The sequence below is a fragment of the Curtobacterium sp. UNCCL17 genome (genome assembly GCF_000686685.1).
In the GTDB taxonomy this organism is placed as follows: Bacteria; Actinomycetota; Actinomycetes; order Actinomycetales; family Microbacteriaceae; genus Curtobacterium; species Curtobacterium flaccumfaciens.
Window position 1 is genome coordinate 506,923 of record NZ_KK366001.1, and the last position, 12,949, is coordinate 519,871.

A 12,949-nucleotide genomic window follows, 5' to 3' on the forward strand; every position below is an offset into this window, starting at 1 on the left:
ATGTCAACGCTTGCTTACATCCCTGTGAGGACCGATAGGCTGCGCTCCATGAGCAAGGACGCCGCGGCCACCCGACTCCTGCTCGTGCAGGCCGCCCGGCGTCGGTTCGCCTTCGACGGGTACCGCGGGACGACGGTGCGCGACATCGCCGGGGACGCCGGGGTGAACGTGGCCCTCATCAACCGGTACTTCGGCTCGAAGGAGGGGCTCTTCCGCGCCTGCCTCGACCGGGTCGTCCGCGACCTGGGGGCAGAGGAGACGAGCCAGCAGGGACTCGAACGGGCGCTGACCGGCATCATCACGCACATCGTGCGCGCCCCGACCGACGACGACTCCCTGCAGCTCATGCTCCTGCTCCGGTCCTCCGGCGACGACGGTGCCGATGCCATCCGCCGGGAGACGCTGCGCCGGTACGCCGAACGGCTCGCGGGCACGGTCGGCGGCGCGGGGTCCGAGGAACTGCTCGTCCGTGCCGAGATCGCGCTGGCGGTGGTGCTCGGGATGTCGATGCTCCGTCAGTCCACCGCGGTGGAACCGCTGGCATCCGCCGACGACGCCGTCGTGTCGGCCGCGCTCGAGGACGCCCTCCGCGCCCTGCTCGCACCGCCGCGGTAGCGTCGAGCCGTGTCCGACCGTCCCGCACGTCGCCCCGACCCCGCTCCGCGCCTCGACGAGGTCGACGAGCGCATCCTCTGGACCCTGTCGGCCGACGCCCGGATCCCGAACAACCGGCTCGCCGCCGCCGTCGGCATCGCGCCGTCGACCTGCCTGGCACGGGTCCGCGCGCTCGAGGACGCCGGGGTGATCCGCGGCTACCGGGCCGAGGTGGACGTCGCCCGGCTCGGGTTCTCGATCGAGGCGATGGTGTCCGTCCGGGTGCACGCCGCGGCCCGCCACGAACTGCGGGACTTCGCCAAGCGCCTGCTGCGGGTGCCTGTCGTGCAGGACGTGTCGTTCCTGGCGGGGGACAAGGACTTCCTCGTGCACATCGCGTGCGAGTCGACCGAGCAGCTCCGCGACTTCGTCGCCGACGAACTCAGCGGCGACCCCTCGGTGGCGACGACGCAGACGAACATCGTGTTCGAACGCCTCGTCGCCGACCGGGCCACCCAGGGCCGCTCGTTCGACGAACTGCGGCGCTGGCGGGCCTGACGCGCGGAACCAGGGTCAGCGCTTCCGGGTCATCGGGATGTGCGGGATGCGGTCCTCCAGGTACTCGTCGCCCGAGCGCACGAAGCCGAAGCGGCCGTACCACTGCTCCAGGTGCGACTGGGCACCGAGGGCGATGCTCGGCGAGCGGGACTCGGCGATCGCGGCTTCCATGAGCTGCGCGCCGAGTCCCTGGCCGCGGGCGTGCTTCGCGGTGGCGACCCGGCCGATGCGCTCGGTGCCGTCGGGCTCGCGGAGCAGGCGGAGCGTCGCGTCCACCGAACCGTTGCCGGCCCAGAACTGCACGGTGCCCGGCTCGAGGTCGCGGCCGTCGATGTCGCCGTACGCGGCCTCCTGCTCGACGACGAAGACGTCCTGGCGGAGCCGCAGGATCTCGTGCAGCGTGACGATGTCCAGGTTGCGGGTCGGAGCGTTGAAGATCGAGACCACGGACGGCCCTTCCTGAGAATTTCTTCCGAAACAGGGTGTGTTCCGGACCGGATCGGCGTACATTGCCGGTCAACCACTCTACGTGCGCAGCCGAGATCAGGAGGTGAGCGCATGGACCACCCGTTGCGCGCACCCTGGCGCGCCGCACTCCGCATCGTCCTGCTGGGCGTCGGGACCCTCGCCGCCCTGGTGCTGCTGTCCCTGCTGCTCGGCGCGCGACCGGCCTCCGCCGCGACGACCTCGGCCGTCCCGACCGAGCAGCGCGGCCTCGTCGGCAGCGTCGTGGACGGCGTCGGTGGCACCGTGCAGGGCGTGACCGGCGAGGTCGGCAAGGTCGTCGGCGGCGTGACGGCTCCCGTCCGCAAGGCCGTGGCACCCGCACCTGCACCTGCACCTGCTCCTGCTGCGCCCGCACCTGCTGCGCCCGCTCCGGCCCCCGCACCCGCACCCGCTCCGGTGCCCGCGGCGCCCGCACCTGCCCCGGCTCCCGCGGCCCCCGCCGCGCCGTCGAGCCCCGCTCCGGTCGCGACCACCCCGGCTGCCGCGCCCACCACGACCGCCCCCGCGGCCGGCCCGGCCACGCGCCCGGTGCGACAGGTCGTCGACCAGGTGACCAGTGCCTCCCGGCCGGTCACCGACACCGTCGCGAACGTCCTGCGCCCCGTCACCGGCACCGTGGAACGCGTCACCGACACGCGCCCCGTGACCGCCGTCGTCGACACCGTCGACGACGTGGTCGGCAGCGTCCCGGTGGTCGGCACGGTCCTCGGTGACGACACCCTCGGCACCGTCACCGGTCCGGTCACGGGCCTCGCCGACGACACGCTCGGCTCGGTCGGCACGACCGTGGGCACCGTCCCCGACGTGGTCGGGGGCGTCGTCCCGTCCGTCGGCGGCACCCTGCCAGGAGGCACGGCCCCCGTCGTCGACGTCCCCGCGCTCCCGGTGGGCGGCGGTTCGAACCCGTCCGCCGGGCCCGTCCCGTCGGTGCCGGTCGCGAACGCCCCCGTCCGGCCCGGAACGGTCCCCGCGCAGGGCACCTCGGCGCCCGCACGCGCCGTCGCCGCCGATGCCCTGGGCCACCGCTCTGCCGGGCTCCGCCCGTCGGAGCCGGTCGTCGCAGTCGCCACGACGGTCACGGTCGGCCCGCTCGCCGCGGCCGTCGAGGCGCAGGACGCGACCCTCGGTGGGCGCGCGCTGCTCGTCCCCGCGGACGGCGAGGGCCACGGGCTCCCGTTCGACGGAGCCGACGCCGGTGTGCTCGGCGGCAGTGCCTCCTCGACCTCCGGCGGCGCAGCAGCCGTCGGCATCGTCGGCTCGACCGACGACATCGTCTCCCTCGCCGCGGGGTCTCGCGGCACGCTCTCCGACGACGCGGTCCCCGCATCCGTCGTCGGCGAGCACGACGTCGCCCCTGACTGAGATCGGTGCGCCTGTCCGCCACGGCAGGCACGCACACATCCCGGCTGCGTCCGCGGTCGGTGACGATCTCGATCAGGGAGTACGACCATGAACAAGTACGTCTCCAGAGGGCTCTGGTTCGCCCTCTTCGTCGGCGGGCTCACGCTCGGCGGCACGGCTGCGGCGAACGCGGCCACGACATCCGGTGCCGACGGCATCGTCTCGGGCACGCAGGTGGCCCCCGCCGTGGACGCCCCGGTGTCCCTCGGCGGCAACGCGATCGCCGTACTCGGCGACGCAGTGTCGACGGCGACCGGGTCCATGCCCGCCGCTCCGGCTCCGGCCACGACCGCTCCTGCCCCCAGCACCTCGGGCGAGGACGGCACGCTCTCGGGCACCCAGGTGGTGCCGGACGTCGCGGCACCGGTGACGGTCGGCGGCAACGCCGTGGCCGTCGCCGGTGACGCCGTCTCGGCCGCCGCACCCGCGGCAGCTCCGGCACCTGCAGCACCGGCTCCGGCTCCGGCTCCGGCGCCTGCCGCTCCTGCCGCTCCGGCTCCGAGCACCTCGGGCGAGGACGGCACGGCTTCCGGCACCCAGGTCGCCCCGACCGTGACCGTCCCCGTGACGGTGGCCGGCAACGGGATCGGCGTCCTCGGCGACGGCACCTCCACGTCGACCGCCCCGGCGGCGACCACTCCGGCGCCGGCTGCCGAAGCACCGTCGGCACCCAGCACCTCGGGCACCGACGGACTGCTCTCCGGCACCCAGGTGACCGGCCTGGTCGACGTGCCGGTGACGATCGGTGGCAACGGCATCGGCGTCCTCGGTGACGGGACCTCGACGGGCACGACGCCTGCCGCGGGCACGGGTACCGGGACCGGGACTGCGCCGGCGGCCGGTGGTTCGACCTCGGGTTCGGACGGCACGGCCTCTGGCACGCAGGTGTCCCCGGTGGTCTCGATCCCGGTCACGGTGGCGGACAACGGCATCGGACTGCTCGGGACGGGCACCGCGACGGGCACCGCGACGGGCACAGCGCCCGCCGCGGGCACGGGGACCGCTCCGGTGGCCGGTGGTTCGACCTCGGGTTCGGACGGCACGGCATCGGGCACACAGGTGTCCCCGGTCGTCGACGTCCCGGTGACGATCGGTGGCAACGGCATCGGCGTCCTCGGCGACGGCACGAGCACCGGCGGCACGACGGCTCCGGCCACCGGCACCACGACCCCGACGACCGGCGGTTCGACCTCCGGCGACGGCGGCCTGCTCTCCGGCACCCAGGTCACCCCGGTGATCAGCCTGCCGATCACCATCGGCGGCAACGGGATCGGCATCGTCGGTGACGGCACCAGCACCACTCCCGGCACCGGCACCGGCACTGACCCCGGTACGGACCCGGGCACCGACCCCGGCACCGACCCGGGCACGGACCCGGGCACGGACCCGGGAACCGTCCCCACCGACGGGACGGGCACCGACACCGGCACCACGCCGGGCACGGCGACCATCCCGGTCGGCGTGGTCGGCGTCGTCGAGCCGACCCGGGCCTCCACGGCGGGTGTGGTGACCACCACGACCGCTGCCACCGGCGGGGCCCGGGCGAGCGCCGCGACCGTCGCGGCAGCCGCCGCGGCCGGTGACGGCCAGCCGGAGCTCGCCTACACGGGAGCCGGCTCGCCGGTCCTGCCGGCCGGGTTCGCGCTCCTGCTGCTCCTCGCCGGAGCGGGCACGCTCGTGCTCCGTCGCCGGCACTGACCGGCGGGTGACCGAGGGGCGTCACACCGTGGCGCCCCTCGTCACCATGCCCGGGGGAGACGCCCGGTTACGACGGCGCTGACACCGTGGCGCGGCCGTCAGCGGCCTGGGGTATCGTTCCGACTACGCAAGCGCTCCGGGGTCGGTGTAATTCCGAGCCGGTGGTGACAGTCCACGAACTGATGACGGGTGCGAACCCGACAGAGGTTGACCCGGTGGGATTCCGGGACCGACGGTGAAAGTCCGGATGGGAGGCGCGCTGGGCGGACAGGACGACCCCACGACCCGTGGAGTGCGACCCGTCCGTCGATGCCGACGATCGTCGAACGCCCCCGGAGTCCCGTTGAGAGGACACCAGTGTTCACCGGCATCATCGAGGAACTCGGCACCGTCACCGCCGTCGAGCAGCAGGGCGACTCCGTCGCGCTCACCGTGCACGGCCCCGTCGTCGTGCAGGACGCCCGGCACGGCGACTCGATCGCGACGAGTGGTGTCTGCCTGACCGTCGTCGAGCAGACCCCCGAGACCTTCACCGCCTTCGTCATGAAGCAGACCCTCGACATGAGCGCCCACGGCGCACTCCGGGTGGGGGACCGCCTGAACCTCGAGCGCGCCGCCTCGGTGGGCGACCGCCTGGGCGGGCACATCGTGCAGGGTCACATCGACGGCACCGCCACCGTGCTCGAGACGGCCGACGGTGACGGCTGGCGGCGCGTGCGGTTCTCGCTCGCGCCGGCGCTCAGCCCGCTCGTGGTCGACAAGGGTTCCATCGCGCTCGACGGCGTCTCGCTCACGGTCAGCGCGGTCTCGCCCGAGGGCACCGCGCCCGACGCGGCCTGGTTCGAGGTGAGCCTGATCCCCGAGACGCTCGAGGCGACGACGCTCGGGCTCCGCGTGCCGGGCGACCGGGTGAACGTCGAGACCGACGTCCTGGCACGGCACGTCCGCCGCATGCTGCGGCTCGACGCCGCGGCGCAGTCGCTCGAGACCGTCGGATCGGAGGCCCGGTGATGGTCGCCGAGGTCGGTGCCGCCCCGCAGGCACTCGGGTTGTCGAGCATCGAGACCGCGATCGCGTCGATCACGGCCGGTCGCCCGGTGATCGTCGTCGACGACGAGGACCGCGAGAACGAGGGCGACGTCATCCTGTCCGCCGAGCTCGCCTCGCCGGAGTGGATCGCGTGGACCGTCGCGCACTCGTCCGGGTTCATCTGCGCGCCGGTCAGCACCGAGATCGCCGACGCACTCGACCTGCCGCCGATGGTGGCGCACAACGAGGACGTCCGCGGCACGGCCTACACGGTCACCGTCGACGCCGCCGTCGGCGTGACCACGGGCATCAGCGCCCACGACCGCGCCCGCACCCTGCGGGTCCTCGCCGACCCGGCTTCGGTGCGCGACGACCTGCACCGCCCCGGACACGTGGTGCCCCTGCGTGCACGACCGGGCGGGGTCCGCGAGCGCGCCGGGCACACCGAAGCAGCGATCGAGCTCGTCACCGCGGCCGGACTCCGGCCCGCTGCGGCGATCTGCGAGATCGTCGACGAGGACGGCAGCATGATGCGGCTGCCGGCGCTCGTCGGACTCGGGGCGCGCGAGGGCGTGCCCGTCATCACCATCGCCGCGCTCGCCGAGTGGCTGGACGCGGCAGACCGGGCGGCGGCAGCGACCGCAGCGCCCACGGAAGGAACGACACGATGAGCGGAGCAGGCGCGGCGGACCGCGACCAGGTCGACGGCACCGGGATCCGGGTGGCCATCATCGCCGGACAGTGGCACGACACGATCGCGGCGGGCCTGCTGGCCGGGGCGCAGCGCGAGGTCGAGCGGCTCGGGGCGACGGCCGACGTCATCCCCGTCCCCGGCAGCTTCGAGCTGCCCGTGGTCGCGAAGACCGCGCTCGAGGCCGGTTTCGACGCGGCGGTCGCGCTCGGCGTGATCATCCGCGGTGGCACCCCGCACTTCGAGTACGTGTCGGGCGCGGCGACGAGCGGCCTGACGCAGGTCGCGATCGACACCGGCAAGCCCGTCGGGTTCGGTGTGCTCACGCTGGACGACGAGCAGCAGGGACTCGACCGCGCCGGACTGCCCGACTCCAAGGAGGACAAGGGCGCCGAGGCGGCACACGCGGCGATCAGCACCGCGGTGACGCTGCGGTCCCTGCGCGTCCTGGTCTGAGGCGCCGGACACCCCACACAGAACGGCCCCGCACCGGTGAGGTGCGGGGCCGTTCTGTGCTTGCTGGTCAGTGCTTGCTGATCAGCGTTGCTGGTCTGTGCTTGCTGGTCAGCGCTTACCGAACACGTGGATCGGCAGGAAGAAGGAGAGGCTCATCAGGAGCACGCCGGCCATGAAGACGAAGGCCTGGCCCGACTCCACCTGGAAGGCGAACCCGAACAGGTACATCGACACCAGCAGCAGCAGGATCGAGAAAACAGCGGCGATGACGCGGCCCACGGGATACCTCCGGGTGTCGACGAGTGGATCGTTCCCCAGTCTATCCCCAGCCGGGGGTGTGCCGGTTCACGCTCCCGGTCGCGTCGCGATCAGACGGTCGACGACGGTGAGCAGGGTCTCCATGTCGACGCTGCCCCGCTTCGGTCGCACCTCGCTCGCGGCACCGAGTGAGGCCTGGTGGTACAGCCCGTCGCCGAGGAGCTTGACGGCCTGCGCGGTCGGCTCGTCGCCGAGGGCGTCGACGAGGGTCGCGAGCCAGGCGTTCTCGGTGTCGTCGAGGGTGCGTCCGGCCTCTTCGTAACCGGCCTGCTGCAGGCGGCTCGCTGCGAGCAGGGCGAGGTCCAGCTCGCTGCCGACGAACAGGCAGTTGCGGACGAAGTAGCGCGCGGCGCCGTCCTCGGCCTCCTGCATGCGCTCGACGTCGATCGCGGACAGGTCCGACAGCCGTTCGCAGAGCCCCTCGACCAGGGCGGCCTTGGAGCCGAAGTGGTAGAGCAGCCCGCCCTTCGAGACACCGGCGCGCGCGGCGACGGCGTCGAGCGTGGCGGGACGCTCACCTTCCTCGCACACGATGGCGACGAAGCTGTCGAGGACACGGTCGCGGGCACTGGCCATGCCGAGAGTCTAGGAGCAGTTCCGGGGGGCGCGGACGCCAGCTCCTCCGTGGCCGCCGTGAACGCTCACGAAGTGCCGCGGGACCGTTGCTCATCGTTCCGGCACCGGCTAGCGTCGAGCCGACCGTGAAGGTTCACGAGACGACAAGGATCCGCATGTCAGCGCAGACGGCGAACACCGCCACCACCCCGACCTCGACCACCACCGACCGCCCCGGGTGGGCCGTCCTCGGCCCCGGCAGCATCGCGCGACGCTTCCTCTCGCAGCTGCCCGCCAGCGGGGGTGTCCTGGTCGCGGCCGGCAGTTCGTCCGCCGAGCGGGCGCAGGGCTTCGCCGACGAGGCCGCCGGGTTCGGGTTCGCGAACGTGACCGCCGGGACCTACGACGAGGTCCTCGCCGACCCGCGGGTGGACGCCGTCTACGTGTCGACCGTGCACACCGGGCACGCCCGACTCGTGCTCGCCGCACTCGAAGCCGGCAAGGCCGTCCTCTGCGAGAAGCCCCTCGCCGTGAACCACGGCACCGCGATGGCGCTCACCGACGCCGCACGCCAGGCCGGCCTGCCGCTCGTCGAGGCGTTCATGTACCGCTTCCACCCGCAGACCGCGGCGCTGCTCGAGCTGATCCGCGACGGCGTGATCGGCGACGTGACACACGTCGACGCCTCGTTCGCCTTCCGGACGGGCGAGCGCACCGGTCGCCTGTTCGACGTCGACACCGCCGGCGGCGGGATCCTCGACGTCGGCGGGTACCCGGTGACGATGGCCGCGGCGATCGTGCAGGCCGCAACCGGGGTCGCCGTCGCCGAGCCGGTGGACCTCACCGCCACGGGCACGCTCGGGCCGACCGGGGTCGACGAGTGGACGGTCGCGCAGCTCACCTACAGGGGCGGGACCACGGCGACGGTCCGGACAGGCGTCTTCGTGCAGGACGACAACGCCGTGTCGGTGTACGGCTCGCGCGGTCGCATCGTGCTCACCGACCCGTGGACCCTCGGCGACGACCCCACCATCGAGATCCACACCGTCGACGAACCCCCTCGCTCGCTGTCGTTCGCGGGTGAGCACCCCTACGCCCGAGAAGCCGACGCCACCACCGACGCCCTGCGTGCCGGCGGGGTCGAAGCGGCGCAGATGACCATCGACGAGACCCTCGCCACGGCCCGCACGCTCGACAGGTGGCGCGCGGCGATCGGCCTGCGCTACCCCTTCGAGGCCGAGACCGCTGACATCCCGACGGTGTCCGGCCGACCGCTCACCGTGCAGGACGGCAACCCGATGCGCTACGGCGAGGTGCCGGGCGTCGGCAAGCGGATGTCCCGCCTGGTGATGGGTGTCGACAACCAGTCCGACCTGGCACACGCCAGCGCGATCTTCGACCTGTTCGTCGAGCAGGGTGGCAACGTGTTCGACACCGGGTACATCTACGGCGGCGGGGTGCTCGAGGGCAGGCTCGGCAGGTGGATCCAGAACCGGGGGATCCGCGAGGACGTGGTCGTCATCACGAAGGGCGCCCACACCCCGCACTGTGACCCGGAGTCGATCACCCGGCAGCTGCTCGAGAGCCTCGAGCGCCAGGGAACCGACTACGCCGACATCTACATGATGCACCGCGACAACCCCGACATCCCGGTGGGGGAGTTCGTCGACGTGCTCGACGAGCACCGCCGAGCCGGGCGCATCCGCGTGTACGGCGGCTCGAACTGGACCCCCGCACGGTTCGACGAGGCAAACGCCTACGCACGGGCCAACGGCAAGCACGGGTTCGAGGTGCTCAGCAACCACTTCGGTCTCGCCGAGGCGTACGACGTGCCGTGGGACGGCTGCGAACACGCGACCGATGCGGCATCGAAGGCCTGGCTCGAGGAACGCCAGGTCCCGCTGCTGCCGTGGTCGTCGCAGGCCCGCGGGTTCTTCACCGGCCGCGCGACGCCCGAGGACACCAGCGACGCCGAACTCGTCCGCTGCTACTACTCGGACGACAACTTCGAGCGGCTCCGGCGTGCGCGCGAACTCGGCGAGCAGTTCGGTGTCCCCGCGACGGCGATCGCGCTGGCGTACGTGCTCAACCAGCCGTTCCCGACGTTCCCGCTCTTCGGACCCCGTACGATCGCGGAGGCCCGGTCGTCCATGACCGGCCTCTCCGTCGACCTCTCCCCGGAACAGGTGGCATGGCTGGACCTCCGCGCCTGACCCCGGGCGGCCGCGCGACGATCATCGACGTCGCCGCGGCCGCCGGGGTGTCCCGGCAGACCGTCACCCGCGCGATGAACGGCATGTCCGGCATCAGCGCGGCGACCAAGGACCGCGTGCTCCAGGCCGCGGCTGCGCTCGACTACCGTCCGTCACGGTTCGGCCGCGGGCTCGTCACGGGTGGCGACCACCAGCTCGGGCTCGTCGTCAACGATTTGCGGAACCCCTACGCACCGGCACTCGCCTCCGCGGTGCTCGGCCTGGCCGCCGCCCGCGGGTGGAACGTCATGCTCGCCGACGTCGGGCTCGCGAGCGACTCGGACCGGATGGTGGAGTCCCTCGGTGCGCAGACCGACGTCGTGATCGGCTACCTCGGGTCCCGTGCGCCGGAGTGGATCGAACGGCTCGGCTCGGTCCCGGTCGTCGAGCTCGACCCCTCGGGGCCGGTGACCCGCGCCGCGGTCCGGATCGACCCGACCGCCGCGATCGAGGACCTCGCCGACCACCTCGTCGACGTCGGGGTGAAGCACCCCGTCGTGCTCGACGCCGCTGCCGACGGCGTGCCGAGCCAGCGCGGGGAGCACATGGTCGCGGCACTCCGACGTCGCGGGTACCTGCCCGACCTCGTCGTCGCGTCCGCACCCACCGCCGAGGCCGGCGCCGGACAGACCGAGCGGATCCTCGCCGAGCACCGGCGGGTGGACGCGGTCCTGGCGTTCAACGACGTGCTGGCCCTCGGTGTGCTGTCGGCCTGCCGTCGTGCCGGCGTCGACGTCCCCGGTGGCGTCCGCGTGGTCGGCGTCGACGGCCTGCCGCTCGGGACGCTCGTCGCACCGACACTCACCACGCTGGCCGTCGATCTCGACGAGGTCGCGGGTCAGGCCCTCGACCTGGCGCTCGGCATGCTCGCGGGCGAGCTGCCGCGCTCGGGCGAGGCCGTCGAGCGCACGGTGCGCCACCGGTTGCTGCTCCGCGAATCGGCGTAGGCCCGACGACGCGACCAGTGGGCCGACGCAAGGCCCGTGGCGGGACCGCCACGGGCCTCCCGGCCGTCGTCAGTTGCATTTGCAACCAAAACCGTCCGGACGGTACACTAACGGAGTCCTGACGGGGCGCGTGTCCATCCCGCGTCCCGTCTCGTCTGCCCCACGTACCACCCGCCGTCGACCTGGTCCGGCTCGAAGTCCCAGGAGTCCGCCGTGTCCGCACTGCTCACCAGCCCCGTCGCCACCCGCGTCACCGGGAGCCGCGCCCGACGGTTCCTGGCGCTCGCCGTGCTCATGCTGCCGGTCCTGCTCATCTCGGTCGACAACACCATCCTGAGCTTCGCGCTGCCGTCGATCAGTCGCGCGCTGAACCCGGACGCCACCACGCAGCTCTGGATCGTGGACGCGTACCCGCTGGTGCTCGCCGGCCTGCTCGTCGTGATGGGCAGCATCGGTGACCGCATCGGCCGACGGCGGATCCTGGTGATCGGCGCGACCGGCTTCGCACTGTTCTCGGTGGCCGCGGCCTTCGCGACCGACGCCTGGATGCTCGTCGCGGCCCGGATCGCGATGGGCGTGTTCGGCGCGATGCTCATGCCCGCCACGCTCTCGATCATCCGCAACGTGTTCGTGGACGCGGGGGAGCGGCGGATGGCGCTCGCCGTCTGGTCGACGATGTTCGCGGCCGGCAACGCGCTCGGCCCGCTCGTCGGCGGCGCGCTGCTCGCGCACTTCCACTGGGGCAGCGTGTTCCTGGTCGCGGTGCCGATCCTCGTGCTCATGCTCGTCGGTGTGCCGTTCTGCGTGCCGGAGTCCCGCGACCCGATGCCCGGGCCGGTCGACCTGCCGAGCATGTTCCTGTCCCTCGGTGCCCTTGCACCCATCGCGTGGGCCATCAAGTCGGTCGTGCACCCCGAGGAGCGCGGCCTCGCGATCGCCATGCTCGCGGTCGGTGTCGTGTGCGGCATCGCGTTCGTCCGTCGGCAGCTGCGGTCCCGCACGCCGATGCTCGACCTGCGGCTGTTCCGCAGCACCGCCTTCACGGGCAGTGTGCTGATGAACCTGGCGGCGATGTTCTCGCTCACCGGGTTCCTGTTCTTCATCGCCCAGCACCTGCAGCTCGTGGCCGGGCTCGACCCGTTCGCATCCGGCGTGGTGCTCATCCCGGGTTCGGTCCTGACCATCGTCGCCGGGCTCGCGGTCGTGCCGATCGTGGCGCGTGTCGCCCCGCGCTGGGTCGTGTCGGTCGCGCTGCTGTTCTCGGCGGCGGCGTACGCCCTCGTCGCGGTCCTCGGACACCACGCCTCCATCGCCGCCCTGGCGTTCGCGTTCGTGCTGCTCGGCATCGGGATCGGGGCGTCCGAGACGGTGACGAACGACCTCATCATCTCGACGGCTCCGGCGGACAAGGCGGGTGCGGCCTCGGCGATGTCCGAGACGGCGTACGAGATCGGGGCCGTGCTCGGGACCGCGGTGCTCGGCACGATCCTGGCGACGACCTACCGGGCGCACGTCGTGGTGCCCGACGGGCTGTCCTCGGCGGCACACGTCGCGGCGCAGGAGACCCTCGGCGGGGCGGTCGCCGCGGCGGGGCAGCTCGGCGGCAGCGCCGGGCAGGTGCTGCTCGAGTCGGCGCGGGCGGCCTTCGACTCCGGCGTGACGATCACGGCGGGCGTCGCCGCGGTGCTCATGGTGGTGGCGGCCGCGGGTGCGCTCGTCATGCTCAAGCGCCGCTGAACGGCCGCGCTGCACTGCGGGCGCGAGCTGCGCTTCGTGAGCTGTGCTTCGTGAGCAGGAATGGTCGGGTCGCCGTGCGTGACCCGACCATTCCTGCTCACGAAGTGCCACCGCGGCGCGCCCGGCCGCGCCCGAACCTGTGAATCGTTGACCTCAACCATGGTTCAGGTCATACGTTGGGTGACAGCCGCCGAGTGACGGCAGCC

13 protein-coding genes and 1 riboswitch are annotated in these 12,949 nt (G+C 72.9%); of the genes, 10 read left to right on the forward strand and 3 right to left on the reverse strand.

Annotated features, from left to right (window positions below; genetic code table 11):
- Positions 1 to 48: 48 nt before the first annotated feature.
- Both BR70_RS23860 and BR70_RS0112275 read left to right on the forward strand, forming a co-directional pair.
- On the forward strand, positions 49 to 615 hold the full coding sequence (locus BR70_RS23860; protein ID WP_027466311.1) for a TetR/AcrR family transcriptional regulator: 567 nt from the start codon (positions 49 to 51) through the stop codon (positions 613 to 615).
- A gap of 9 nt (positions 616 to 624) precedes the next feature.
- Complete coding sequence (locus BR70_RS0112275; RefSeq protein WP_027466312.1) at positions 625 to 1,152, forward strand: Lrp/AsnC family transcriptional regulator; 528 nt, start codon at positions 625 to 627, stop codon at positions 1,150 to 1,152.
- 15 nt (positions 1,153 to 1,167) lie between these two features.
- Here the strand turns inward: BR70_RS0112275 and BR70_RS0112280 are convergent, their stop codons facing one another.
- A complete protein-coding gene (locus BR70_RS0112280) occupies positions 1,168 to 1,599 on the reverse strand; it encodes a GNAT family N-acetyltransferase (RefSeq protein ID WP_027466313.1) in 432 nt (143 codons plus the stop codon).
- A 111-nt stretch (positions 1,600 to 1,710) separates the two neighbouring features.
- Here BR70_RS0112280 and BR70_RS23620 point away from each other — a divergent pair, with 111 nt between their 5' ends.
- The 5 genes from BR70_RS23620 (at position 1,711) to ribH (ending at position 6,934) form a co-directional block, all read left to right on the forward strand.
- Complete coding sequence (locus BR70_RS23620) at positions 1,711 to 3,021, forward strand: hypothetical protein (protein ID WP_027466314.1); 1,311 nt, start codon at positions 1,711 to 1,713, stop codon at positions 3,019 to 3,021.
- 87 nt (positions 3,022 to 3,108) lie between these two features.
- Positions 3,109 to 4,758, forward strand: coding sequence for a hypothetical protein (locus tag BR70_RS0112290; RefSeq protein WP_027466315.1), 1,650 nt, complete (start codon positions 3,109 to 3,111; stop codon positions 4,756 to 4,758).
- Between the two features lie 128 nt (positions 4,759 to 4,886).
- Positions 4,887 to 5,021: riboswitch (FMN riboswitch) on the forward strand.
- 94 nt (positions 5,022 to 5,115) lie between these two features.
- A complete protein-coding gene (locus BR70_RS0112295) occupies positions 5,116 to 5,769 on the forward strand; it encodes a riboflavin synthase (RefSeq protein ID WP_027466316.1) in 654 nt (217 codons plus the stop codon).
- Positions 5,769 to 6,458 (forward strand): 3,4-dihydroxy-2-butanone-4-phosphate synthase, encoded by a 690-nt coding sequence (gene ribB / locus BR70_RS20815; protein WP_081827371.1) that lies wholly within the window; start codon positions 5,769 to 5,771, stop codon positions 6,456 to 6,458. Before BR70_RS0112295 ends, ribB begins: the two co-directional genes overlap by 1 nt.
- Positions 6,455 to 6,934, forward strand: a complete 480-nt coding sequence (ribH, locus tag BR70_RS0112305; RefSeq protein WP_027466317.1) for a 6,7-dimethyl-8-ribityllumazine synthase — start codon at positions 6,455 to 6,457, stop codon at positions 6,932 to 6,934. Before ribB ends, ribH begins: the two co-directional genes overlap by 4 nt.
- Positions 6,935 to 7,042: 108 nt before the next feature.
- On the opposite strand, the gene BR70_RS23335 is transcribed toward ribH, so the two are convergent.
- Together BR70_RS23335 and BR70_RS0112315 are read right to left on the reverse strand one after the other, a co-directional pair.
- Positions 7,043 to 7,213, reverse strand: coding sequence for a hypothetical protein (locus BR70_RS23335; RefSeq protein ID WP_017888559.1), 171 nt, complete (start codon positions 7,211 to 7,213; stop codon positions 7,043 to 7,045).
- A gap of 66 nt (positions 7,214 to 7,279) precedes the next feature.
- Positions 7,280 to 7,828, reverse strand: coding sequence for a TetR/AcrR family transcriptional regulator (locus BR70_RS0112315; protein WP_027466318.1), 549 nt, complete (start codon positions 7,826 to 7,828; stop codon positions 7,280 to 7,282).
- Positions 7,829 to 7,983: 155 nt separating this feature from the next.
- Here BR70_RS0112315 and BR70_RS0112320 point away from each other — a divergent pair, with 155 nt between their 5' ends.
- The 3 genes from BR70_RS0112320 (at position 7,984) to BR70_RS0112330 (ending at position 12,743) form a co-directional block, all read left to right on the forward strand.
- Positions 7,984 to 10,020: an aldo/keto reductase gene (locus tag BR70_RS0112320; RefSeq protein WP_027466319.1), complete on the forward strand. Its 2,037-nt coding sequence runs from the start codon at positions 7,984 to 7,986 to the stop codon at positions 10,018 to 10,020.
- Positions 9,999 to 11,006: a LacI family DNA-binding transcriptional regulator gene (locus tag BR70_RS0112325; protein ID WP_027466320.1), complete on the forward strand. Its 1,008-nt coding sequence runs from the start codon at positions 9,999 to 10,001 to the stop codon at positions 11,004 to 11,006. The genes BR70_RS0112320 and BR70_RS0112325 overlap by 22 nt, the downstream gene beginning before the upstream one ends.
- Before the next feature lie 213 nt (positions 11,007 to 11,219).
- Positions 11,220 to 12,743, forward strand: coding sequence for an MFS transporter (locus BR70_RS0112330; protein ID WP_027466321.1), 1,524 nt, complete (start codon positions 11,220 to 11,222; stop codon positions 12,741 to 12,743).
- Positions 12,744 to 12,949: the final 206 nt, after the last annotated feature.

Excerpts from the sequence above, each read along its gene's own strand:
- BR70_RS23860 (WP_027466311.1), top strand. The coding sequence starts at position 49 with ATGAGCAAGGACGCCGCGGCCACCCGACTCCTGCTCGTGCAGGCCGCC.
- BR70_RS23620 (WP_027466314.1), top strand. The coding sequence starts at position 1,711 with ATGGACCACCCGTTGCGCGCACCCTGGCGCGCCGCACTCCGCATCGTC.
- BR70_RS0112290 (WP_027466315.1), top strand. The coding sequence starts at position 3,109 with ATGAACAAGTACGTCTCCAGAGGGCTCTGGTTCGCCCTCTTCGTCGGC.
- ribB (WP_081827371.1), top strand. The coding sequence starts at position 5,769 with ATGGTCGCCGAGGTCGGTGCCGCCCCGCAGGCACTCGGGTTGTCGAGC.
- ribH (WP_027466317.1), top strand. The coding sequence starts at position 6,455 with ATGAGCGGAGCAGGCGCGGCGGACCGCGACCAGGTCGACGGCACCGGG.
- BR70_RS0112315 (WP_027466318.1), bottom strand. The coding sequence starts at position 7,828 with ATGGCCAGTGCCCGCGACCGTGTCCTCGACAGCTTCGTCGCCATCGTG.
- BR70_RS0112320 (WP_027466319.1), top strand. The coding sequence starts at position 7,984 with ATGTCAGCGCAGACGGCGAACACCGCCACCACCCCGACCTCGACCACC.
- BR70_RS0112325 (WP_027466320.1), top strand. The coding sequence starts at position 9,999 with ATGGCTGGACCTCCGCGCCTGACCCCGGGCGGCCGCGCGACGATCATC.